Consider the following 21,824-nt stretch of genomic DNA (forward strand, 5'->3'; position numbering starts at 1 on the left):
TGCCCGCGGTCAGGCCGCGCCGGTGGACGCGTATCCGTCTCCTTCCGGCCAGACGACGACGATCTTCAGCCCGGCGCACAGGTCGAGCAGGTCGTCCTCCGGGCGGGAGGGCACCAGCAGCGCCAGCTCCGGCTCGGGGAGGAAGCGGGCGTAGTCCAGGAGTTGACCGACGGCCATCCGGACGGCGCTCCGCCCGACCGAACCCTTGGCCTCGTAGAGCCGGTTGGCCGTGACGTCGTAGAGGTCGGTCAGCAGCCACTTGGCGACGCCGGTCGGTGCGATCCGGTGCCGCGTCGTCTCGTGGCCCAGCAGCCGGAGGTGGTCGGCGTACCCCAGGACCAGTTTCGCCTCGGCCCGCTCGGCCTCGTACGGTTCGCGGGAGGGCTCGACCCACATCCGCTCGGTGTACTGCGCCTCCACCTCCAGCGCCTCCACCCGGGGGCTGTCCTCGGGGGTGTGCGGAAGCTGGGAACCGGCGGGCGGGGCCGCCGTGAGCGGCTGCAAGCGGAACATGATGACGCTGCGGACCGGTCCGTCGTTCGTCTCCGGCGCCTCGGTGCGGTACCAGGGCCGCTCCTCGGGCAGCACGAACTCCCCGAGGTACTGGCACATGCCCGAGCCGAGGCCCTTGAAGAGGCGCAGGGCCCGGCCCTCGTCCCGGTGCTTCAGGATGGCCAGGTTGCCCTGGCTCATCTTCTGGTCGCCGAGTTGGCCCTCGCCGGCGTAGTGGTAACAGCCGTCGTCGCCCCAGCCGTCGAAGTAGCCGTGTTTGTGGCCCTTCACCGGGTCCGTGAAGCAGAAGACGTTGGCGGACACCCGGGAGGGCCCGATCCCGCCCTGTCGACGCCCTCCGTAGCGCTCGTGCAGCTCGACGCGCTTGAGGACGTCACCGACGGCGATGTCCCAGTCGGTCGCCGTGTCCGTTGCCATCCTGCGGGCCACCCTCCATGCGTTTAGGTCCAGAGGACCACCTAAAACCCTAGGCTATACGAAGGCGCTTCCCTCTCGCTTAAAGTATGTCCACTCGAACTACGCAGCCAGGTTCGGCCAACCCTACGGGACGGGACCGCTGCCACTCCGGCTCCCTCCACCGGCCGTTCGCACTGCGGAGCGAACGGAGCGCCCGGATCCAGTCGCAAGGGCCCGAAATCCGGACCACGGGGAGCAAAGGGCCCCGAGCACCCGGCCCGCTGACCGACGATTCGTCCGTCGCACACCAACAGGACCCACGGGAACCGGACGAGGACTCGACGGAACCCGAAGGGCACCGGGAAGGAACAGGGGAGGACGAGGTGGGCTACCAGATCAAGTGCGGATCGACGCAGACCGCTACGGGGAAACCGTGCAGGAACCCGGCGATGGTCGGCTACTCCCGCTGCCAGCTCCACCGAGGGCCCTGGACGCCCCCGCAACGGCGGCGGACCAAGAAGCGCTGAGCCCCCGCCCGTACGACCGGTGAGGGGGAGAGAACGGTGAGGGCCGGTCGTCCCGTGGACGACCGGCCCTCACCCTCGTTCGCGCGGGTCGAAGACCCCGGCACGGAGCCCGATCAGCCGGACCCCACGAAGACCACCATCAGCAGCCAGACCACCGGGGCCGTCGGCAGGAGCGAGTCGAGCCGGTCCATGATGCCGCCGTGGCCGGGCAGCAACGTGCCCATGTCCTTGATGCCGAGGTCCCGCTTGATCATGGACTCCCCGAGGTCCCCCAGCGTGGCGCTGACGGCGACCGCGAGCCCCAGCAGCAGCCCCTGCCACCAGGTGCCCCCGTCGATCAGGAACTCCATGCACAGGGCGCCGGCGACCATCGCGAAGCCGATCGCGCCGAACAGTCCCTCGCGGGTCTTGCCGGGGCTGATCCGCGGCGCCAGCTTGTGGGTGCCGAACCGCCAGCCGATCGCGTACGCCCCCGTGTCGCTGACGACCGTCAGCACCAGGAAGGTCAGCACCCGCCAGGCACCGTCGTCGGCGGTGAGCAACAGGGCCACGAAGGTCGCCAGGAAGGGCACGTAGAAGGCGGCGAACACCCCCGCCGTGACGTCCTTCAGATACCCGTCCGGAGGCCGCGACATCCGCCACACGAGAACGGCGAGCGCGGTCAGCGCCATCGCCACCCACGCCCCGTCGGTACCGCGCGCGTAACCGGCGACGACTATGGCGGCCCCGCCCACCGCGAGCGGAACCAGCGGGGCGTCGATGTCCTTGCGTTCCTTGAGACGGCTGGTGAGTTCCCACAGCCCGACGACGACCGCGACGACGATGACGCCGACGAAGACCGCCTTCACCACGAACAGCGAGGCGACGATCACCGCGGCGAGCCCCAGCCCGACCCCTATGGCCGCGCCCAGGTCACGTCCCGCACTCTTCTTCTGCGGTGCGGCGGGCGGTTCCGGTGCGCTGGGCATGGGCTCCTGTGGCATCTGCGACGCCGTCTGGTGCGGGGCCCGGCCTGCTCGGGAACCGCTCAGTTCCTCGGTACTGCCGTGGGTGGGATGAGGGGCACCGCCCGGCGACGCGGCTCCCCAGCCGTCCGGTACCGCGCCGGGAGGTGCACCGGGCACGACCGGCACGGGCCGGGTCTGCCCCGACCGCACGACGTCATGCGCATCGTACGCAGGAGCGGCCGGCACCGCCCCTCGGCCGGGGCCACCGGGGGTGGCGGTCCGCGGCGGGGCGTACGCCTGCGCGGCCCGTCCGGGGGCGTACCCCTGGACGGGCTGTCCGGGCAGGGACGCGTACCCCTGGGCCGGAGCCGCGGGGGCGTGGCCGAAGGAGGGCTGGCCGGGAGTGCCGGGAGCCGGGGCGGCGTACCCCTGGACGGACCCGTGGTCCTGAGTCGGCCCCTGGCCGGACCCGTCGGCGGGTCCCTGGTCGGTCGGGAGCCCCGGCCCGGCGTATCCGGCCCGCGAGGGCGCTCCCCAGGAAGAGTCGTTCATCAGACTTCGAGCAGCTCGGCTTCCTTGTGCTTCAGCAGCTCGTCCACCTGGGCGACGTACTTCGTGGTGGTGTCGTCGAGTTCCTTCTCCGCGCGGCGGCCCTCGTCCTCACCGACCTCGCCGTCCTTGACGAGCTTGTCGATCGCTTCCTTGGCCTTGCGGCGCACGGCACGGATCGAGATCTTCGAGTCCTCCGCCTTGCCCTTGGCGACCTTGATGTAGTCGCGGCGGCGCTCTTCGGTCAGCTCGGGGAACGTCACCCGGATGATATTGCCGTCGTTGCTCGGGTTGACGCCGAGGTCCGAATCGCGGATCGCCTGCTCGATGTTGCGCAGCGCGCTCTTGTCGAACGGAGTGACGACGGCCATGCGCGGCTCGGGCACGGAGAACGAGGCGAGCTGGTTGATCGGCGTCAACGCACCGTAGTAGTCCGCCACGATCTTGTTGAACATCGCCGGGTGCGCACGGCCGGTGCGGATCGCGGCGAAGTCCTCCTTGGCGACGACGACGGCCTTCTCCATCTTCTCCTCGGCTTCGAGGAGGGTCTCTTCGATCACCACTTGCTCCTGCGTGTCTTGAGTAGGTCCAGCTCCGGTGGTGGCGCCGACCGCGTCGCGTCTGTCCCCTGCACGGTGTCCGACCGTCAGGGCTTTGTCCATCCCCTGTCCGTACCCCTGCGTCCGGTTCCTGGGAGTCCCGGGAAGGAACCCCGTGGCGGCGCCCGGAGCGGGCACGGACCGGTTGTCGGCCGGGCGGGTCAGGCCCGGGCGCCCTGGTCGCCGACCAGGGTGCCGATCTTCTCACCCTTGACCGCGCGCGCGATATTGCCCTCGGCGAGCAGTTCGAACACGAGGATGGGCAGCTTGTTGTCGCGGCACAGGGTGATCGCCGTGGCGTCGGCGACCTTGAGGTCCCGGGTGATGACCTCGCCGTAGCCGAGGGCGTCGAACTTGACCGCGTCCGGGTTGGCCTTGGGGTCCGAGTCGTAGACCCCGTCGACGCCGTTCTTGCCCATGAGCAGGGCTTCCGCGTCGATCTCCAGGGCCCGCTGGGCGGCGGTGGTGTCGGTGGAGAAGTACGGCATGCCCATGCCGGCGCCGAAGATGACGACCCGGCCCTTCTCCAGGTGGCGCACGGCCCGCAGCGGGATGTACGGCTCGGCGACCTGCCCCATGGTGATGGCGGTCTGCACCCGGGAGTCGATGCCCTCCTTCTCCAGGAAGTCCTGGAGGGCGAGGCAGTTCATCACGGTGCCGAGCATGCCCATGTAGTCGGAGCGGGCCCGGTCCATGCCGCGCTGCTGGAGTTCGGCGCCCCGGAAGAAGTTTCCGCCGCCGATGACCAGGGCGATCTCGAAGCCGTCGCGGACCACGGCCGCGATCTCCCTGGCGATGTTGTGCACCACGTCGGGGTCGACGCCCAGCGCCCCGCCGCCGGCGAACGCCTCGCCGGACAGCTTCAACAGGAAGCGCCCGGGGACCTTGCCGTCGTCGCTCTTCGCGCTCTTCTCGCTGGTGCCGGCCTGGGTGGTCATGGGGTTCTCCTCGTGGTGCACATGCGAAGAAGGCCACTGCCGGTGGGGTGTTGTACGCATCCCATGCTCGGCAATGGCCTCCTCGTCAGATCTGCGGTCCTCCGTCGCGCACGCGGTTCGTACGCGGGCGACCGCTGTAGACCCTAGCGGTTGTCTACGGGCGATCGCGGAACGGACTCAGATGCCGACCTTGATGCGCGAGAAGCGCTTCAGGGTGACACCGGCCTCGTTCAGGACCTGCTGGACGGACTTCTTCGCGTCGAGGGCGTACGGCTGGCCCAGGACGGTGGCGTCCTTGAAGAAGCCGTTGACGCGACCTTCGACGATCTTCGGGATGGCAGCCTCGGGCTTGCCCTCCTGGCGGGTCGTCTCCTCGGCGACGCGGCGCTCGGCCTCGACGACCTCGGCGGGGACGTCCTCGCGGGAGAGGTACTTCGGCGCGAAGGCGGCGATGTGCTGCGCGACGCCCCGGGCGACCTCGGCGTTCGGCGCGTCCAGCTCGACCAGGACACCGATCTGCGGCGGGAGGTCGGGCATCGTGCGGTGCATGTAGGCCGCGACGTAACCGTCGGCGAACTGGGCGAAACGATCGAGGACGATCTTCTCGCCGAGGTTGGCGTTGGCCTCGTCGACGTACGCCTGCACGGTCTTGCCCGGCTCGATCTCGGAGGCGAGCAGGGCCTCGATGTCGGCGGGGGAGGTGGCGGCGACGTGCGCGGCCAGCGCGCCGGCGACGGCCTGGAACTTCTCGCCCTTGGCGACGAAGTCCGTCTCGCACTTCAGCTCAAGGATGACGCCGGAGGAGTTGTCGTCGGCGATGACGGAGACCACGGCGCCGTTCTCGGCGGAGCGGCCCTCGCGCTTGGCGACGCCCTTCTGGCCCTTGACCCGAAGCAGCTCAACGGCCTTCTCGACGTTGCCGTCGGCCTCGTCGAGCGCCTTCTTGCAGTCCATCATGCCGGCGCCGGTGAGCTCGCGGAGCTTCTTGACGTCGGCGGCGGTGTAGTTCGCCATGAGTCTATCTTTCTCGAAGTCTGGAAGATCGAGGATCTACGGGTCACCGGTCGGCCGGGCGGCTCAGGACGGCGTCCCGCGGAACCGGACCGGCGGGCGGGTGACGGCGGGGCGGAGGGTGGTGCCTTCCGCCCCGCCGTCGGCCCTCAGGTCCTCGGCCGGTCGGGTCAGCCCTGCTCGGCGTCGGCGGCGGGGGCCTCGACGGCCGGCGCCTCGGTGGCCTCGGCAGCGGCCTCAGCGGCCGGCGCCTCGGCGGGGGCCTCAGTCGCGACCTCAGCGGCGGCGTCGGCGGCGGGCGCCTCAGCAGCGGCGGGGGCCTCGTCGGCCTTCTTCTCGCCTTCCAGCAGGTCGCGCTCCCACTCGGCGAGCGGCTCGCCGGCGGCCTTGTCGCCCGGCTTCGAGTCACCGGTGGCGACACCGGAGCGGGCGATGAGGCCCTCGGCGACGGCGTCGGCGATCACGCGGGTGAGCAGCGTGACGGAGCGGATCGCGTCGTCGTTGCCCGGGATCTTGTAGTCGACCTCGTCGGGGTCGCAGTTGGTGTCCAGGATCGCGACGACCGGGATGTTCAGCTTCCGGGCCTCGCCGACGGCGATGTGCTCCTTCTTGGTGTCCACGATCCAGACGGCGCTGGGCACCTTCTGCATCTCGCGGATACCACCGAGGGTCTTCTCCAGCTTGGCCTTCTCGCGCGAGAGCACGAGGAGTTCCTTCTTGGTGAGACCGGACGCGGCGACGTCGTCGAAGTCGATCTGCTCAAGCTCCTTGAGGCGCTGCAGACGCTTGTAGACGGTCGAGAAGTTGGTGAGCATGCCGCCCAGCCAGCGCTGGTTCACGAAGGGCATGCCGACGCGCGTCGCCTGCTCGGCGATGGCCTCCTGCGCCTGCTTCTTCGTGCCGACGAACATGACCGTGCCGCCGTGGGCGACGGTCTCCTTGACGAACTCGAAGGCGCGGTCGATGTACGACAGCGACTGGAGCAGGTCGATGATGTAGATGCCGTTGCGCTCCGTGAAGATGAAGCGCTTCATCTTCGGGTTCCAACGACGGGTCTGGTGACCGAAGTGGACGCCGCTTTCCAGCAGCTCCCGCATCGTGACGACGGCCATGGCCGTGTTCTCCTTGGTACTCGGTTGCCGCGTCCGCCGGACGGCGGTCGCGCCTGACGCCCCGGCGCGCTGTGCCACGAAGGACCGAGGAGCGCGGACACCACCACTGAGCGGGGTGAATGTCGGGGCGTGCGAAGTCGACCCGGTGACCCGGGTCGCCACATGAAGTGTACGGGACCTTGAACCTGTCGAGTGACGCCCCTGTCCACAACCGCCCACTTGTCCACAGATCGTCCCTCGGCCCGTTCCGGGGCGTGACGGCACGGCACCGTGGACGTAGCGGCCCGCTCGGGCCGCGGGAGGGCACGGGGGTGCGCGATGGCACGGGGGCGTGCGGCGGGGCGGCCCGCACAGCGGGGTGAGCGGGGACGCGGCCGCGGGGGTGGCGGCGGCCGTGGGTGCGGCGACACGGTGGGGATCGAGGGGGTGCTGCCCGGTGGGCGTCACGCGGGGCGCACCCGCGGGGCAGGGGGCCGGGCGGTGCTCGCCGCCCGAGCGCTGGTGGCGAGCGTGCTGGTCGCGGCGCTGACGTGCGTGGGCGTCCGGACGCTCGCCGATGTCCGCCCCGCGCCCCTCACGGCGGGCGCGGTCGGGCCGGCCGGGGCGGAGCCGGAGCGGGAGGCGGCGGAGCACGTGCCCGAGGTGGCGGTCTCCTGGCCCCTGGTACCGCGACCGCCGGTGCTCCGGGGTTGGGAGCCGCCGCCCACCCCGTACGCGGCCGGTCACCGCGGAGTGGATCTGGCGACGACCGCGGGGGCCCAGGTCCGGGCGGTGGCCGCCGGCCGGGTGACCCACGCGGGCCGGGTCGCCGGGCGGGGGGTGGTCACCGTGGAGCTGGACGGCACGGGCACCCCTGCCCTGCGGATCACGCACGAGCCGGTGCGGCCCCGGGTCCGGCGCGGCGAGCGCATCGCCCCCGGGGACGTGCTCGGCCGGGTGGAACCGACGGGTTCGCACTGCGCCGCCCCCTGCGTGCACTGGGGGTTACGTCGTGACCGGACGTACCTGGACCCGCTGTCCTTGTTGCCGCCCCACCTCCTGCGGCAGGCCCCGCCCCGGCTCCTGCCCCTGTCGGAGACCTTGGCGGGCCGGGACACCGGGAGCGCGAGCGCTTCGGGTCCGCCGCACCCGCAACGGGCCGTACGGGGCCACCTCGACGCGAACCCCTGCGCCCTCGGCCCGACAGACCCGACCGGCCCGACAGACCAGCCGGGCCGGTCGGGCCGTGGGGATCAGCCGCGTACCCCGCGCAGGGCCATGGCCACCGCGGCGTCCGCGATCGCGCCCGGTTCCTCCGCCGCACCCAGTTCCGCCCGTCGGGCGGCGGCGTCGACGATCCCCTGCAACAGCATCGCGACGAGACGCGGCTCGGCGTGGCCCATCTCGCGCAGCGCCTCCGCGAGCATCGTCACCAACCCGCCGTGGGCGGCCCGGATCTTCTCGCGCGCGCCGCGGTCCAACTCGCTCGCGGAGATGGCGACGACGGCCCGGTGCCTACGGTCTCCGACCAGGTCCAGCTGTCGACGCACATACGCCTCGATCTTGCCTTCGGGGTCGTCGGCGAGCGCCATGGCGCCCTCCACCTCGGCGGCCCAGACGGGGAAGTCGACGGCGCACAGTTCCTCGACCACGGCGGCGCGCGACTTGAAGTACTCGTACACCGAGGACCGGGCGAGACCGGTGCGCTCGGCGAGGGCGGGGAAGGTCAGCGCCTCCGTGCCTCCTTCGGACAGCAGGGACCGCGCGGCGTCCAGCAGGGCGGCGCGCTGCATCGAACGGTGCTCGGCCACTGAGGCCGCTCGAATCCTTGGCACCCCTCCACTTTACGGACGCGCTGGCCGACATGGGAGCCGGTCACCCTTTCGACACGTCACCCGGGGGGTGCCCCTCACCCGAAACGCGTGCCCGTAACCCCCCTGGTCACGCCTCAAGGACCCCTTGGGCCCCAGCCGCGACGCATCCGGGGGCAGTTCCGGCCGGGAGTGCCGTTCAGCGACCGAATCCAGCCAGTTTGGCGCGGAGCTGGAGCACGGACTTGGTGTGGATCTGGCTCACCCGGCTCTCCGTGACGCCCAGCACCAGCCCGATCTCCGCCAAGGTCAGCCCCTCGTAGTAGTAGAGGGTGACGACGGTCTTCTCCCGGTCGGGGAGGGTGTTGATGGCGCGGGCGAGGAAGCGACGCAGCTCACGGTCCTCGGCGATCTCGACCGGGTCGTCCGCGGCGGTGTCCACCAGGGTGTCCATCAGGCTGAACCGGTCGCCGCCCTCACCGCCGGCGTGCAGCAGCTCTTCCAACGCGACCACGTTGGCCAGGGACAACTGGCTGAAGACTGCGTGCAGTTCCTCCAGGGCGATCCCCAGTTCGGCGGCGACCTCGCTCTCTGTGGGGGTGCGCCGGAGCTGGGCCTCCAGGGTCGCGTAGGCGCGTTCGACGTTGCGGGCCTTCTGGCGGACGGACCGGGGGATCCAGTCCAGGGCGCGCAGTTCGTCGATCATCGCGCCCCGGATGCGGGTGATCGCGTACGTCTCGAACTTGATGGACCGCTCGATGTCGAACTTCTCGATCGCGTCGATCAGCCCGAAGACCCCGGAGGACACGAAGTCGGCCTGCTCCACGTTGGGCGGCAGTCCGACGCTCACCCGGCCCGCGACGTACTTGACCAACGGCGAGTAGTGCAGGATCAGCTGCTCGCGCAGACGGTCGTCGCCCGTCGCCTTGTACGACCTCCACAGTTCGTCGAGCGTCGAGGGGGCGGGAGGCCGCACGCTCCCGCGGGCAGCGGGGGGAGCAGCCGCCCGGTCAGACCCGGAGGTGTGCTGGGGCATTCGTCGCCTTGTGCCGTTCTGCCGTGAACTGGGTGGGAATCCTCGTGAGCGTAGCGTGACTGGAGTGTCGCGGTGTGCGAAGACTCTGGGATCATCTGTGCGCAGATACGTTCCGTTGGTGCCCCGGGCGAGTCCGCGGCGTCGCTCTCGGTGACGTGCCCTCACCCTCAAGGTCCTTGATTCACAGGGGCACGGCACACGTGCGGGTGACGTCCGGGGCGTCAATTACGCTCCGTGGCTGGTCCGGGCGGACGCGTCACGTGTTCGGCGTGTCAACTGCCAGCCATCGCCGTGTCGTTCGACGAACCCCAGCGAGTGAAGCTCGTACAGCCTGCCGATCGCTTCGTCCTCGGTGGCCCCCGCCTCCCTCGCGATCTCCCGGGGCGGCACGGCCCCCCGGGCCGGGAGCGCGGCGAGCACCCGGGTCGCGGCGGGCCCGAGGAGGTCCCTGGGCAGCAGGGGGCCGGACTTGCGGGGGGCGAGTTGCCCCATGGTGCCGATGAGTTCGATCACTTCCGCCGCGTCGCTGACCAGCACGGCCTGCTCCCGCAGGAGTTCGTGGACCCCCATCGACAGGGTGCTGGTGACGGGGCCGGGGACGCCCATCACGAACCGGCCGAGCCGCCCGGCCGAGCGCGCGGTGGCCAGTGCGCCGCTCCGGACGGCGGCCTCGACCACCACCGTGCCGCGGGTGAGTGCGGCGATCACCCGGTTGCGCAGCACGAACCGACTGGCGGTGGGGTGGTCACCGGGCGGCAACTCACCGACCAGCAAGCCCTGTTCGCCGATCCGATCGAGCAGGGCGCGGTGTCCCGGCGGGTAGCGGCGGTCGACCCCGCAGGCGAGGACCGCGACCGTGGCGCCGTGGGAGCCGAGGGCACCGCGGTGCGCGGCGCCGTCGATCCCGTACGCCCCGCCCGAGACCACGACCCAGCCCTGTGCACTGAGGTCGGCGGCGAGGCCCGCGGCGGTGTGGGCTCCGTACTCGGTGCAGGCCCGGGCGCCGACGAGGGCGACCGAGCGCAGGGCCCACAGGCGCAGGCTGGGTCGACCGCACACCCACAGTCCGATCGGGCGGGCGTCTTCGAGGTCGTCGAGTTGGGCGGGCCACTCGGCGTCCCCGGGGCACAGGAAGCGGACGCCGAGGTCCCGGGCGGTGGCGAGGTCGACCTCCGGACGCATCCGCTCCGCCCTGATCCGTAGCCCCGCCCAGCGTTTCGCCGTCACTCCGGGGAGCGGATCGCCCTCGCCCGCCAGTCGCCGGGCCACTTCCACCGGCCCGTACGTCCGCAACCAGTGCCCGCCGGTCTGGTCGCCCGGTTCGATCACCCGGGTCAGGGCGGCCCGGGCGCGGCGTTCCGCGGGGGCCGCGTTCATGCCGGCGTCCCCAGGGCCCGTACCGCGCCGGGCGGGGCTCCGGTGCGCAGGTGGAGGGCCAGTTCGACGTCACCGGCGTCCGGGCGGTCGTGACCGACGAGGTCGGCCACCGTCCAGGCGACGCGGAGGACCCGGTCCAGGCCCCGTGCGGTGAGCAGGCCGCGCTCCAGGCGGCGCTCGGCCTCGTCCAGCGCCCCGGCCACCGCGTGCCACCGGGTGCGCAGCGCATGGCCGGGGACCTCCCCGTTGGTGCGCCAGGGGGTGTCGGCGAACCGGTCGGCGGCGCGCTCCCGGGCGGCCAGGACCCGGTCGGCGACGGTGCGGGTGCTCTCGCGGCGCTCCCCCACCGCGGCCAACTCTGCCCGGGTCACCGCCTCGACGCGCACCCGGAGGTCGACCCGGTCCAGGAGCGGCCCGGACAGCCTCGCCTGGTACCGGCGCACGGCGGACGACGAGCACTCGCACCCCGCGCCGCGCTGCCCGAAGCGTCCGCACGGGCAGGGGTTGGCGGCGAGCACCATCATGAACCGGGCGGGCAGCCGCACCACCCCCGCGCTGCGGGCGATGACCACGTGGCCCGACTCCAGCGGTTGCCGGAGCGCATCAAGGACATGTCCCCCGAATTCCGGCGTTTCATCGAGGAAGAGCACCCCGCGGTGAGCCAGCGAGACCGCTCCGGGCCGCGCCGTGCCCCGGCCGCCCCCGACGAGGGACTGCATGGTCGAGGAGTGGTGCGGGGCGCAGTAGGGAGCGCTCTCGATCAGCGGGCGGTCCGGCGGGAGCGTGCCCGCCACCGAGTGGATGGCGGTCACTTCGAGGGACTCCGCACGGCTGAGCGGCGGCAGGATCGCCGGGAGCCGTTCCGCCAGCATGGTCTTGCCCGCGCCCGGCGGGCCCTGGAGGTACACGTGGTGTCCTCCGGCGGCGGCGATCTCCATCGCCGCGCGCGCCGAACGCTGTCCGACGACGTCGGACAGGTCGGGCACGTGCTCCCGGCCGCCCGCCCGGGTGGTGAGGCCGCCGAAGCCCTCGGCGGGCAGATGGAGCCCCGGGTACACCGGATCGGGGCGACCGGGGTCGTCCGGCTCCTCCTCGGGCACCGGTTCGTCGGTGAGGACGGCGATGAGCTGGCGCAGGCTGCGCACCCCGAGGACGGCGACCCCGGGGACGAGGGACGCCTCCGCGGCCGAGCACTCCGGGACGACGACCTGCCGGTACCCGGCGTCGGCCGCCGCGAGGACCGCGGGGAGCACGCCGCGGACGGGCCGTACCCGACCGTCGAGGCCCAGTTCCCCGACCATCACCAGGTCCGCGAGGACCCGGGGGTCGATGCGTTCGGCGGCCCCCAACACGGCGCTCGCCACGGCGAGATCGAATCCACTGCCGCCCTTGGGCACCGAGGCGGGGCTGAGCCCGACCGTCAGCTTCTTCTGCGGCCACTGGCCCCCGGAGTTCACCACGGCCGCCCTGACCCGGTCCCGGCTCTCCACCAGGCTCTTGTCCGGGAGGCCGACCAGGGCGAAGGAGGCCACGCCCGGCTCCAGATCGGCCTGGACCTCGACCACCACTCCTTCGACGCCCACCAGCGTCACCGAACACGTGCGCGCGAACCCCATCAGAGCGCTCCCCGCACGTGCTCGATCCGGGGCGCGCCGCGGTGGGGCACCAGCACCCCCACCACGTCGATGCGCACCCCGCCCGGTGGGGCCCCTCCGTGTTCCTGGACCCAGCGCTGGGCGAGGTCGCGCAGCCGCCGGGCCTTGTCGGGCGTGACCCCGGCCAGCGGCTGCTGGAACAACCCCTCGCGTCGGGTCTTGACCTCGCAGACCACCAGGACGTCGCCCTCGCGGGCCACGATGTCGAGCTCGCCCGCCCTTCCGCAGCGCCAGTTGCGTGCCAGGACGGCCCATCCGCCCGCGGTCAGCCGCCGGGCGGCCAGGTCCTCGCCGTACTTGCCGAGCGCTCCTCGTGCGTTCATGTCGGCACCACCTCCGACACCCACGGTGGGGCAAGGACGCCCAGCGTGTGGATCTTGGTGGACAGCCCGGCGCCTGTGGATAACTGCGCCACCCGATCGAGTGAACCCGAGGGTGGTTCAGCAGGCGCGTGCCGGGGTCGTGAAGCGCCCGGGAGGCACTCCCGAGGCGTCCGGGACGCGCCCGGGGCCTGCGGGGAACGCGCTCGTGACGTGCGCGGAAAGGGCCCGCGACGCAGCGGGCCCCACCCGCGGGAGGCTCAGCTGCCGGGGAGCTCCAGATCGCTCTTGTTCAGTTCCTCGATGTTGACGTCCTTGAAGGTGAGCACCCGCACCTGCTTCACGAAGCGGGCCGGCCGGTACATGTCCCACACCCAGGCGTCGGCCATCGTGACCTCGAAGAAGACCTCGCCCTGAACGGACTGCACCTGCATCTCGTAGTCGTTCGTGAGGTAGAAGCGCCGCTCGGTCTCGATCACGTACGTGAACAGCCCGACGACGTCGCGGTACTCCCGGTAGAGCTTCAGCTCCATCTCGGTCTCGTACTTTTCGAGGTCCTCGGCGCTCATGGCATGTTCCCCTTCAGCCGTGCGTCCCCCCATTGTGCGCCAGCACCACGGAGCCCTAGACGATTTCGGTGTCCAGGACCTCGGGCGTGGCCGGGGGCCCTTCGTCAAGCAGCCGGCGCAACAGTCCGGCGAGTCTGGTCGGGTACACCGTCTCATGCGTCCCGGCCAGTTCCCGGCACGACCACCAGCGTGCTCCGACGACGCTGCGGCGTTCCAGCTCGGTCAGTCCGGCACCCCCGGGCCCCACCTCGGCGGTCCGGGCGGTGCGCGCGGTGCGGGCCAGGTAGTACCACTCGTCCTGGTCCCAGCGGCGCCCGGCGAACGGGAACGAGCAGATCCGGCGCCACACCACGGGCCCCAGCGTCACGTCCGTGATGCCGGTCTCCTCGGCCAGTTCCCGCACGGCGGTCTGCTCACGGGTCTCGCGGCCCTCCACGCCCCCGCCCGGGGTGAACCACCAGTCGTCGGTCGGATCGTCCGGCTCGTGGCCGTGGAGCAGCAGGACGCGGTCGCGCGGATCGAGCAGCACCACCCGGGCCACCCTGCGCAGCGGACGCCCCGGCGTGAGGGGCGGAACCCGTCGGTCCTGCGGTGCCTCGCCCATCCCGTAGTCCCCTCCCGACCTCTGGGATCACTGTATGTCGTGCGCCCCCGGGGCGTCCGGAGTCAGGCGGTGCCGACCGGTTCCCCGGTGCCCTCCGGCGCCACCGCCCGCGTGCGGCGTCGGACGACCCGGCGGGCGAGCGGACCGTACGCGGCCCCGCCCAGGACCAGCACCGTGCCCAGCACCGCCGCGGCCAGCAGGGGACGCAACGGACCGGGCTCGGACACCCCGCCGGGCAGTGCGGCGAAGACGGCCGGGCGGGCGAGCACCCCGTCCACCGGCCAGACGACGGCGTCGACCCGGGCCACCACCGACGACCGCGGCACGGCGCCGCCGGCGCTCTGGAGGTGGGCGGCGGAGTCGAGGGAGCCGGCCCGGGCGTCGCCGAGCAGGAACAGCCCGTCGTCGGGCACGGTGGTGGTGGGGATGCCCGTGACGGAAGCGGCCCGGGCAGGCGCGAGGTACGGCTCGTCCAGTGCGGTGCCGTTGACGGTGAGCCTGCCGTCCGTGCAGCAGGCGACGGTGTCCCCGCCGACCGCGACGACCCGTTTGACCATGGGCAGGTCGCCCCAGGCGGCCTGGTGGAAGACGACCACGTCACCGCGGCGCACCTGCTCGCCGTCGATGCGCTGGGCGAGGACCCGGTCCCCGGTGCCGATGGTCGGTGCCATGGAAGCGGTGGGGACGGTGTAGGGCCGGTAGACCAGCGCGCCCCAGGCGAAGGCCCCGAGGAACAGCACGCAGCCGAGGGCGACGGCCACTCCGGACAGGGCCGCGCCCGTCCGCCCCGGGACCGGCGCACCGGTGTCGACCGTGCCCACGGAATCTTCGGTCCCGCTCATCGCAGCCCCCCGTACCCGTTCGTCGAGCCAGCGGTCCCCGGCGGCGCGGACGGCGCTCCCGGGTCGGTGCTCTGGGCGGCACCCTACCCGGCGGTAGGCGCCACGCACAGCGGTGTCCGCCGTGCACCGTGCACGGCGGACACCGAGGGACGTACGGTCCGGGCTAGGACGCCGAGCGGCGTGCGGCCCTGCGCCGCCACAGCACGATCGGCAGCGCGCCGGCGAGGCCCAGGAATCCGGGCGCCGCACCGAGCGCCGCGTTCAGACCGGGCTGGTCGAAGGTGTCGGGGACGGGCAGGGTCGCCCAGCGGGTGGGCGGCCAGGCGATCACCACGGCACGACCGACGACCTCGTCGACGGGGACGAAGCCCTCGTTCTTGTCGCGCTGGTGGTACCGGGAGTCCTGGGAGTCCTGGCGGTGGTCGCCCATGACCCACACCATGCCCTCGGGCACCTTCTTCTTGAACTGGCCGCCGTACTCGTCCACCGAACACGGGGTGTCCCCGGGGAAGACGTACGGCTCGTCGAGGGGCTTGCCGTTGAGGAGCACCGGGCCGGTGCCCTTGCACTCCACGGTGTCGCCGCCGACCCCGATGACCCGCTTGATCAGGTCCTTCTCCTCGGCGGACGGCATCAGGCCGATCCAGCTGAGGCCCTTCTGGATGGCGTTGACCTCGGGGATCGGCTCGCCCGCCAGCCACTGGTCCGGATCGTGGAAGACGATCACTTCCCCGCGCTCCGGTTCGGACCCGAACCAGGGGGTCAGCTTGTCGACCAGCACCCGGTCACCCTTCTGGAGGGTGTCCTGCATGGAGTTCGAGGGGATGGAGAACGCCTGCACCAGGAACGTCTTGATCACCAGGGCCAGCACCAGGGCGATGCCGACGAGCAGCGGCAGTTCCTTCCAGAAGGAACGCGGCTTCTTCGGCTGGCCACCGCCCCGCTCGTCCCCTTCGTCCGGGTGGTCCCCGTCACCACCACCGCCGCCCGTGGGTGCGGTGTCCCCGCTGCGCGGCGCGGGGTCGGGCCCCGGGCCGCCCGCGTCCGACGGCAGCCCGCCCGCGCGCTCGGGGCGCTCTTCGGGGCCATCGTGACCGGATCGTGCGCCGACCGCCAAATCCCCCACATCCACTCCTCAGTCCGTACCGCTGCCTGCCCCACATGCGACGCAGGCCCACCACTCCCATAACGAGCGGGAGTTCCGCAGGGGTCGGGAGGGGGATCAATCCGTTGTGATCCGCGGGGGACACCCTATGCGACGCGGTCGTCACGGGCACCGCGGCGTCCCCGGCGGCCGCGGTGTCCGGCGCCCCCGGCGGATCGGGGACGGAGGCGTAGGTGTCCGGTTCGTCGAGCCGTCGCCAGTGGTCGAACGGCCAGGCGATGAACAGGGCCCGACCGACGACGCTCTCCTCGGAGACGGTGCCGTCGTGCTCGCCGGTGCGGTGGTAGCGGGAGTCCGCGGAGTTCTTGCGGTGGTCGCCCATGACCCACAGCCGGCCCGGGGGGACCTTGACCTCGAACGTCAATTCGGAGGGTTGGTTGCCGGGGTTGACGTACGGCTCGTTGAGGGGCGTGCCGTTGACGGTGACCTTGCCGTCCGCGTCACAGCACTTGACCGTGTCACCGCCGACGGCCACCACGCGCTTGATCAGGTCCTGCTCGTCCGCGGACGGCATCAGGCCGATCCAGCCGAGCGCCTGCTTGACCTGCTTGATGACCACGGGGTCGTCGGGGGGCTGCACCGGTTCGTCCCCGAGCCAGCCGCCCGGGTCCTTGAACACGACGACGTCCCCGCGCTGCGGCTTGCCGCCGAACCAGGGCGTCAGCTTGTCGACCAGTACCCGGTCCCCGATCCGGATGGTCTGTTCCATGGAACCGGACGGGATGACGAACGCCTGGACCAGGAAGGTCTTGAGGACCAGGGCTATCAGGGCCGCCGCCCCGAGCAGCAGCGGTATCTCCTTCAGCGCGGAGCGCCGGCGGCGGCGCTTCACCTTGCGCGCGAGCTTGCGGCGTTCGGCGCGGCCGGGCGGGCCGGTGGGCCGGGTACCGGTCGGCAGCCGGGGGTCGGCGCCGGGGCCGGAACGGGGGCGCCGGCGACTACCCATGGCCGCCGCCGGCGGGCGGATCGGGTACGCGCGCGAAACCGCCCCCGCCGTCGACTCCGGTCAGTCGGTCGAAGGGCCAGGTGATCCACTCGGCCCGGCCGATGACGTGGTCGAGCGGGATCATGCCGCCGCCGGGCGAGCCCAGGTGGTCCCGGGAGTCGCTGGAGGCGGAACGGTGGTCACCCAGGAGGAACAGGCTCGCGCCGGGCACGACCACGTCGAAGGGAACCTCCGAGGGCCGGTCGCCGCGGTGCAGGTAGGGCTCGTCCACGGCTCGGCCGTTCACCTCGATCCTCCCCCGCCGGTCGCAGCAGACCACCCGGTCACCGCCGGTGCCGACGACGCGCTTGATGTAGTGCGCGTCGCCGAAGTAGCCGGTGCCGTCGAAGACCACGACGTCCCCCCGCTGCGGCTCCGCCCCCAGACGGTACGCCAACTTGTTGACGAGGACGCGGTCTCCGGCGCGCAGTCCCGGCTCCATGGAGGAGCTGGGGATCGCGAAGGGCTTCAGGACGAACGTGGTGACCAGCAGCAGGAGCACCAGCACGGCCAGGACCGCGAGCGTCAACCGGCCGCCGGGCAGCCACTCGGCGAGCGGGGAGCGGTCCCCTCGGGCCTCCGACACCTCCGACACCTCCGGTGACTCCGGTGACTCCGACGGCTCTGCCGAGTCGGGCCCGTCGGGAACACCGGGAGAGCCGGGGGCACCGGGGACGGGGTCGGCGGGGTCCGGGGCGGGTTCCACGGCCGGTTCGGTGGCGGGTGCGGCGGAAACGGAACGCGACCGCCTCTCCGGGTCCCCCGGCTCCGGGGCGGGCCCGGATGCGGAGGAACGGGAGGAACGGTCGCGTTCCGATCGCTGAGCTGCGGTGTCCATCGGTGCCTGATGGTATCCGGCACCGAAGAGGACCCGCGGGCGCGAGTGGCCGTGACGCACGTCACCCGGTCCCATCGGGGCACCAGGGGTGCCACGGTCGGGGACCGGGGAGCGGTGCGACGACTCAGTTGTCGCGCTTCTCCTTGATCTTCGCGGCCTTGCCGCGCAGGTCGCGCAGGTAGTAGAGCTTCGCGCGACGCACGTCACCGCGGGTGACGAGCTCGATCTTCTCGACGATCGGGGTGTGCACCGGGAAGGTGCGCTCGACGCCGACGGAGAAGGAGACCTTGCGGACCGTGAAGGTCTCACGGACGCCCGAGCCCTGGCGGCGGATGACGACGCCCTTGAACTGCTGCACACGGGAGCGGTTGCCCTCGATGACGCGCACGTGGACGTTGACGGTGTCACCCGGGCGGAAGGCCGGGACGTCGCTGCGCAGCGACGCGTTGTCGACGGTGTCGAGCAGGTGGGACATGATCGTCTGCTTCCTCGCCCATGCCACAGGTCATCGGCGAATCTCTTGGGAGGAGGTGGTGGGGTGTCGTGCCCACTGGAGCGGGCGTCGTGTCCCCCTGTGGCAGGGGCGCACGCCGAGCGACGCACGACAACGGCTCATTGTTCCACGGTGTACGCGGTCCGCCCAAATCGACCGTCGGCGCCGGGCGCCCAGCCCAGGATCGACAGGGTCTCGCGGTCCTTCTTGTCGAACGCGGCCGGGTCGGCCCGCTCGATCAGGTCGGGTCGGTGGAGGCTGGTGCGGTGCAGGGCCTCGTCGCGGCGCCAGCGGGCGATCTTGCCGTGGTGGCCGCTGAGCAGCACCTCGGGGATGCCGCGACCGCGCCACTCGGGGGGCTTGGTGTAGACGGGGCCTTCGAGCAGGTCCGCCATCGCCCCGGGGGCGAAGGAGTCGTCCCGGTGGGACTCGGCGTTGCCGAGGACGCCGGGCAGCAGCCGGGCCACCGCCTCGGTGATGACGAGGACGGCCGCCTCGCCGCCCGCGAGCACGTAGTCGCCGATGGACACCTCGTAGACCGGGGTGCGCGTCGCGTACTCGTCCGTGACGCGCCGGTCGATGCCCTCGTAGCGCGCGGGCGCGAAGATCAGCCAGGGCCGGGCGGAGAGTTCGACGGCGAGTTCCTGGGTGAAGGGGCGTCCGCTCGGGGTGGGCACGACGAGCACGGGGCCGTGCGCACCGGACTCGAAGCCGTCGGCGACGACCTCGTCCAGCGCCTCGCCCCAGGGCTCGGTCTTCATGACCATGCCCGGACCGCCCCCGTAGGGGGTGTCGTCGACGGTGTGGTGCCGGTCGTGGGTCCAGTTCCGCAGGTCGTGGACGTGCACACCGAGCTGTCCGCGGGCGCGCGCCTTGCCGACGAGGGAGACGTCGAGCGGATTGAGGTACTCGGGGAAGATCGTGACGACGTCGATCCGCATCAGACGCCGTCCCCGACCGTCCCCGTGCCCGCACCGGAGGCGTCACCCGCGCGGGAAGCGGCACCCGTTCCGGAGGTGTCCCCGGCCTCGGCGTCCCGGGCGGAGGCGACCTCCGCACGGTCGTCGATGAGGCCGGGCGGCGGGTCGATGACGGCGCGCTGCTCGGCGAGGTCGATCTCCACGACGATCTCCTCGACGAAGGGGATCAGCTCCTCCCTGCCGTCGGGGCGCTCCACGACGAACAGGTCCTGCGAGGGCAGGTGGGAGATCTCGGTGATCCGGCCGATCGGGGTGCCGTCGGTGGTGACGACGTCGAGGTCCATGAGCTGGTGGTCGTAGTACTCGTCGGGCTCGGCCGGGCTCTCGGCGGGGTCGATCTCGGCGATGAGCAGGGTGTTGCGCAGGGCTTCGGCGGCGCCGCGGTCGCGCACTCCGGCGAAGCGCAGCAGCAGCCGTCCGCTGTGGACGCGGCCGGTCTCGATGGTGAGGGGGCCCGTGGCGGCCGGATCGGTGGCGAGGACGGCACCGGGGGCGAGCCGCGATTCGGGTTCGTCGGTGCGCACCTCGACGGTGACCTCGCCCTTGATCCCGTGGGCGCGGCCGATCCGCGCGACTACGAGCTGCACGTGTCTTGCTCCTGGTGAGGGGACGACTGGGGCGGACGGAAAGCAGGGGTGGAGCGGGGAGGCGGCCGGAGAACGTACGGGGGCCGGGGGTGGTTCACCCCCGGCCCCAGTACTTCAGCCATCACTGTGAGAACCGCCGTGCGAGCGGGCCACGACCCCTGGGGGTCGGGCGCGCCCGGTGGGCGGATTCAGACCTGGTCGACGTCGACGAGGTCGACGCGGATGCCACGGCCGCCGATGGCGCCCACGACGGTCCGCAGGGCGCGCGCGGTGCGGCCGTTGCGGCCGATCACCTTCCCGAGGTCATCGGGGTGGACCCGAACCTCCAGGACGCGTCCGCGGCGCAGGTTGCGCGAGGCGACCTGCACGTCGTCCGGATTGTCGACGATGCCCTTCACGAGGTGCTCAAGAGCCTCCTCAAGCATCTCGTCAGCCCTCGGTCGACTCAGACTCGGCGGCAGCCTCGTCCTTCTTCTCAGCCTTGTCAGCCTTCTTCTTCTGCGTGATGGCCTCGCCCTTGCCGTCCGACTCGCCACCGAGCGACTCGAAGGAGGGGCGGGCGGCCTTCTCGGCCGCGACGAGCAGCGGAGCCGGGGCGGGCTCGCCCTTGAACTTCTGCCAGTCGCCGGTCTTCTTCAGAATCGCGAGCACGGGCTCGGTCGGCTGCGCGCCGACACCCAGCCAGTAGGCGACGCGCTCGGCGTCGACCTCGATGCGCGACGGGTTCTGCACCGGGTGGTACAGGCCGATCTCTTCGATGGCCCGGCCGTCACGGCGGGTACGGGAGTCGGCGACGACGATGCGGTAGTGAGGCGAACGGATCTTGCCCAGACGCTTCAGCTTGATCTTGACTGCCACGGGAGTGGTGTCTCCTGGTGTTGACGGGTGTGGGCACGACGGATTGCCGCGTGGGGTTGCGGTACCCGAGTTGCCCGATGGACGCGTCAGCCGGAGGAGAGAGGGGTCCTGTGCGGCCGTCGAGTACAGCTAGTCATTGTGCCACATGAGGGAGGGGGCGCCCGAATCGCGTCCGGACGCCCCCTCCCCCGTACTGACGGGTACGGCGTGACTGCTGAGTGTCGCCCCGTACCGCCGGGTGCCGCTGCGCGCCGACCCCCCGAGGGTGCGGACCTCCACCTACCTGACGGGTGGTGGTCTGCACGGTCGAGGGTCCGCCGCACGGGCGGTACGGGAACCGCTGGCCGTCCGCGGCCCTCGCGGACGGGTCCGACCCGCGGCCGTCCTGACCGGCCGCCGTGACGCGTGACGGAAGCGGAACGTGACTCCGCGAGCCCGCTCGCCGCGCGCCGAAACCTTGAGAAGTGGTGCCCCTCGCTGAGCCCCGACGCCCCCAGCGTCAGGTCGGAACGCTCCGGATGCCCTTACGCGACGCCCCCACGCCACGCCCTGTGCCTCCGCACGTTCCGGACGGTCCCGCCCGGCGCTCGCCGGCTGCGCGGTCCGTCCTCATCCGGTCCTGGCGGCCGTCAGCTGGCCACCGCGACGGGTTCGGGAATGCGGAAGGGCTTCCCGCACCCCCCGCAGACGATCGGCGCCTGCGCGAGGACCGAAGGAACCACGCGCACGTTGCGCCCGCAGTCGCAGACCGCCTTGACGCGGACACCACCCCCGGAGGAGCCGTGCCGCGCGGCGGGACCGCGGAAGGTACGGGCCACGTTGTCGGACTCGGTCGCCGCCGTGTGCGCCCGGAGCGCGCGCTGGAGGCGATCGATGGTCGGGCGGTACCGCTTCTTGGCCTCGACGTTCAGGGTGACCAGAGAGAAACCACTGCTCGGGTGTGGTTCCTCCGGATGGTCGAGGCCCATCTCCTCGGCGATCGCGAGGAATCTGCGGTTGTGGTAGCGGCCGGGGGGGGGGGGGGGGGGGGCGCCCCCCCCCCCCGGGGGGGCGGGGGGGGGGGGGGGGTGGGGGGGGGGGGGGGGGGCGGGGGCGGGGGACCACGCGCCCCCCGGAGCCGAGAGGTGTTAGTG

22 protein-coding genes and 2 pseudogenes are annotated in these 21,824 nt (G+C 72.1%); 1 reads left to right on the forward strand and 23 read right to left on the reverse strand.

The features are described from left to right. Positions 1-9: 9 nt before the first annotated feature. The 6 genes from ACFYOU_RS31575 to rpsB form a co-directional block, all read right to left on the reverse strand. Entirely contained in the window at positions 10-930 is a 921-nt protein-coding gene (locus ACFYOU_RS31575; RefSeq protein WP_391310489.1) for a restriction endonuclease, read from the reverse strand. Positions 931-1,549: 619 nt separating this feature from the next. Next, entirely contained in the window at positions 1,550-2,629 is a 1,080-nt protein-coding gene (locus ACFYOU_RS31580) for a phosphatidate cytidylyltransferase (RefSeq protein WP_391310518.1), read from the reverse strand. 305 nt (positions 2,630-2,934) lie between these two features. Continuing rightward, complete coding sequence (frr, locus tag ACFYOU_RS31585) at positions 2,935-3,492, reverse strand: ribosome recycling factor (protein ID WP_389766593.1); 558 nt, start codon at positions 3,490-3,492, stop codon at positions 2,935-2,937. Between the two features lie 200 nt (positions 3,493-3,692). Next, positions 3,693-4,469: a UMP kinase gene (pyrH, locus tag ACFYOU_RS31590; RefSeq protein WP_389766595.1), complete on the reverse strand. Its 777-nt coding sequence runs from the start codon at positions 4,467-4,469 to the stop codon at positions 3,693-3,695. Between the two features lie 177 nt (positions 4,470-4,646). Then, positions 4,647-5,483 (reverse strand): translation elongation factor Ts, encoded by an 837-nt coding sequence (gene tsf, locus ACFYOU_RS31595; RefSeq protein ID WP_387002007.1) that lies wholly within the window; start codon positions 5,481-5,483, stop codon positions 4,647-4,649. Between the two features lie 167 nt (positions 5,484-5,650). Then, the gene (rpsB, locus tag ACFYOU_RS31600; protein WP_387002005.1) at positions 5,651-6,592 is read right to left on the reverse strand and encodes a 30S ribosomal protein S2; all 942 of its coding nucleotides are present in this window, start codon (positions 6,590-6,592) and stop codon (positions 5,651-5,653) included. 318 nt (positions 6,593-6,910) lie between these two features. Between rpsB and ACFYOU_RS31605 the strand changes: the two are divergent. Then, positions 6,911-7,546 (forward strand): annotated as a pseudogene (locus ACFYOU_RS31605) (peptidoglycan DD-metalloendopeptidase family protein); the annotation flags it as partial. Between the two features lie 278 nt (positions 7,547-7,824). Here the strand turns inward: ACFYOU_RS31605 and ACFYOU_RS31610 are convergent. From ACFYOU_RS31610 to ACFYOU_RS31690, 17 genes and pseudogenes are all read right to left on the reverse strand, one after another. After that, the gene (locus ACFYOU_RS31610) at positions 7,825-8,382 is read right to left on the reverse strand and encodes a TetR family transcriptional regulator (RefSeq protein ID WP_391310493.1); all 558 of its coding nucleotides are present in this window, start codon (positions 8,380-8,382) and stop codon (positions 7,825-7,827) included. A 199-nt stretch (positions 8,383-8,581) separates the two neighbouring features. Continuing rightward, positions 8,582-9,418 (reverse strand): RNA polymerase sigma factor WhiG, encoded by an 837-nt coding sequence (gene whiG / locus ACFYOU_RS31615; RefSeq protein ID WP_389766599.1) that lies wholly within the window; start codon positions 9,416-9,418, stop codon positions 8,582-8,584. 225 nt (positions 9,419-9,643) lie between these two features. Continuing rightward, positions 9,644-10,795 (reverse strand): DNA-processing protein DprA, encoded by a 1,152-nt coding sequence (dprA, locus tag ACFYOU_RS31620; RefSeq protein ID WP_391310496.1) that lies wholly within the window; start codon positions 10,793-10,795, stop codon positions 9,644-9,646. Further along, the gene (locus ACFYOU_RS31625) at positions 10,792-12,411 is read right to left on the reverse strand and encodes an ATP-binding protein (RefSeq protein WP_391310498.1); all 1,620 of its coding nucleotides are present in this window, start codon (positions 12,409-12,411) and stop codon (positions 10,792-10,794) included. Before ACFYOU_RS31625 ends, dprA begins: the two co-directional genes overlap by 4 nt. Further along, the gene (locus ACFYOU_RS31630; protein ID WP_391310500.1) at positions 12,411-12,773 is read right to left on the reverse strand and encodes a YraN family protein; all 363 of its coding nucleotides are present in this window, start codon (positions 12,771-12,773) and stop codon (positions 12,411-12,413) included. The genes ACFYOU_RS31625 and ACFYOU_RS31630 overlap by 1 nt, the downstream gene beginning before the upstream one ends. A 257-nt stretch (positions 12,774-13,030) precedes the next feature. After that, on the reverse strand, positions 13,031-13,339 hold the full coding sequence (locus tag ACFYOU_RS31635; RefSeq protein WP_385491553.1) for a DUF2469 domain-containing protein: 309 nt from the start codon (positions 13,337-13,339) through the stop codon (positions 13,031-13,033). A gap of 55 nt (positions 13,340-13,394) precedes the next feature. After that, positions 13,395-13,943 (reverse strand): NUDIX domain-containing protein, encoded by a 549-nt coding sequence (locus tag ACFYOU_RS31640; protein ID WP_391310503.1) that lies wholly within the window; start codon positions 13,941-13,943, stop codon positions 13,395-13,397. 62 nt (positions 13,944-14,005) lie between these two features. Further along, positions 14,006-14,785: a signal peptidase I gene (gene lepB, locus ACFYOU_RS31645; protein ID WP_391310505.1), complete on the reverse strand. Its 780-nt coding sequence runs from the start codon at positions 14,783-14,785 to the stop codon at positions 14,006-14,008. A gap of 163 nt (positions 14,786-14,948) precedes the next feature. Further along, positions 14,949-15,839 (reverse strand): signal peptidase I, encoded by an 891-nt coding sequence (gene lepB, locus ACFYOU_RS31650; protein ID WP_391310521.1) that lies wholly within the window; start codon positions 15,837-15,839, stop codon positions 14,949-14,951. Next, positions 15,757-16,896 (reverse strand): signal peptidase I, encoded by a 1,140-nt coding sequence (gene lepB, locus ACFYOU_RS31655; RefSeq protein ID WP_389766607.1) that lies wholly within the window; start codon positions 16,894-16,896, stop codon positions 15,757-15,759. Before lepB (ACFYOU_RS31655) ends, lepB (ACFYOU_RS31650) begins: the two co-directional genes overlap by 83 nt. Then, positions 16,889-17,530, reverse strand: a complete 642-nt coding sequence (lepB, locus tag ACFYOU_RS31660) for a signal peptidase I (RefSeq protein WP_391310507.1) — start codon at positions 17,528-17,530, stop codon at positions 16,889-16,891. The genes lepB (ACFYOU_RS31655) and lepB (ACFYOU_RS31660) overlap by 8 nt, the downstream gene beginning before the upstream one ends. A 367-nt stretch (positions 17,531-17,897) precedes the next feature. After that, a complete protein-coding gene (rplS, locus tag ACFYOU_RS31665; protein WP_385491539.1) occupies positions 17,898-18,248 on the reverse strand; it encodes a 50S ribosomal protein L19 in 351 nt (116 codons plus the stop codon). 137 nt (positions 18,249-18,385) lie between these two features. After that, complete coding sequence (gene trmD, locus ACFYOU_RS31670) at positions 18,386-19,207, reverse strand: tRNA (guanosine(37)-N1)-methyltransferase TrmD (RefSeq protein ID WP_391310509.1); 822 nt, start codon at positions 19,205-19,207, stop codon at positions 18,386-18,388. Further along, complete coding sequence (rimM, locus tag ACFYOU_RS31675) at positions 19,207-19,833, reverse strand: ribosome maturation factor RimM (RefSeq protein WP_391310511.1); 627 nt, start codon at positions 19,831-19,833, stop codon at positions 19,207-19,209. The genes trmD and rimM overlap by 1 nt, the downstream gene beginning before the upstream one ends. A 188-nt stretch (positions 19,834-20,021) precedes the next feature. Then, complete coding sequence (locus ACFYOU_RS31680; RefSeq protein ID WP_040247777.1) at positions 20,022-20,258, reverse strand: RNA-binding protein; 237 nt, start codon at positions 20,256-20,258, stop codon at positions 20,022-20,024. A gap of 4 nt (positions 20,259-20,262) precedes the next feature. Beyond that, positions 20,263-20,691 carry a 30S ribosomal protein S16 gene (gene rpsP, locus ACFYOU_RS31685; RefSeq protein WP_389766612.1) on the reverse strand — a complete coding sequence of 143 codons (429 nt, stop codon included), beginning with the start codon at positions 20,689-20,691 and terminating at the stop codon, positions 20,263-20,265. A gap of 629 nt (positions 20,692-21,320) precedes the next feature. Beyond that, positions 21,321-21,701: pseudogene (locus tag ACFYOU_RS31690) on the reverse strand (hypothetical protein); the annotation flags it as partial. Positions 21,702-21,824 lie beyond the last annotated feature (123 nt).

Source organism: Streptomyces sp. NPDC005955, assembly GCF_042871255.1.
Lineage (GTDB): Bacteria > Actinomycetota > Actinomycetes > Streptomycetales > Streptomycetaceae > Streptomyces.

Coding starts and splice junctions, on each gene's coding strand:
- trmD (WP_391310509.1), bottom strand. CDS start 19,207: ATGCGGATCGACGTCGTCACGATCTTCCCCGAGTACCTCAATCCGCTC.
- lepB (WP_391310505.1), bottom strand. CDS start 14,785: ATGAGCGGGACCGAAGATTCCGTGGGCACGGTCGACACCGGTGCGCCG.
- tsf (WP_387002007.1), bottom strand. CDS start 5,483: ATGGCGAACTACACCGCCGCCGACGTCAAGAAGCTCCGCGAGCTCACC.
- rpsB (WP_387002005.1), bottom strand. CDS start 6,592: ATGGCCGTCGTCACGATGCGGGAGCTGCTGGAAAGCGGCGTCCACTTC.
- dprA (WP_391310496.1), bottom strand. CDS start 10,795: ATGAACGCGGCCCCCGCGGAACGCCGCGCCCGGGCCGCCCTGACCCGG.
- ACFYOU_RS31680 (WP_040247777.1), bottom strand. CDS start 20,258: ATGCTTGAGGAGGCTCTTGAGCACCTCGTGAAGGGCATCGTCGACAAT.
- ACFYOU_RS31630 (WP_391310500.1), bottom strand. CDS start 12,773: ATGAACGCACGAGGAGCGCTCGGCAAGTACGGCGAGGACCTGGCCGCC.
- ACFYOU_RS31635 (WP_385491553.1), bottom strand. CDS start 13,339: ATGAGCGCCGAGGACCTCGAAAAGTACGAGACCGAGATGGAGCTGAAG.
- ACFYOU_RS31640 (WP_391310503.1), bottom strand. CDS start 13,943: ATGGGCGAGGCACCGCAGGACCGACGGGTTCCGCCCCTCACGCCGGGG.
- lepB (WP_389766607.1), bottom strand. CDS start 16,896: ATGGGTAGTCGCCGGCGCCCCCGTTCCGGCCCCGGCGCCGACCCCCGG.
- ACFYOU_RS31625 (WP_391310498.1), bottom strand. CDS start 12,411: ATGGGGTTCGCGCGCACGTGTTCGGTGACGCTGGTGGGCGTCGAAGGA.
- rplS (WP_385491539.1), bottom strand. CDS start 18,248: ATGTCCCACCTGCTCGACACCGTCGACAACGCGTCGCTGCGCAGCGAC.
- ACFYOU_RS31575 (WP_391310489.1), bottom strand. CDS start 930: ATGGCAACGGACACGGCGACCGACTGGGACATCGCCGTCGGTGACGTC.
- whiG (WP_389766599.1), bottom strand. CDS start 9,418: ATGCCCCAGCACACCTCCGGGTCTGACCGGGCGGCTGCTCCCCCCGCT.
- pyrH (WP_389766595.1), bottom strand. CDS start 4,469: ATGACCACCCAGGCCGGCACCAGCGAGAAGAGCGCGAAGAGCGACGAC.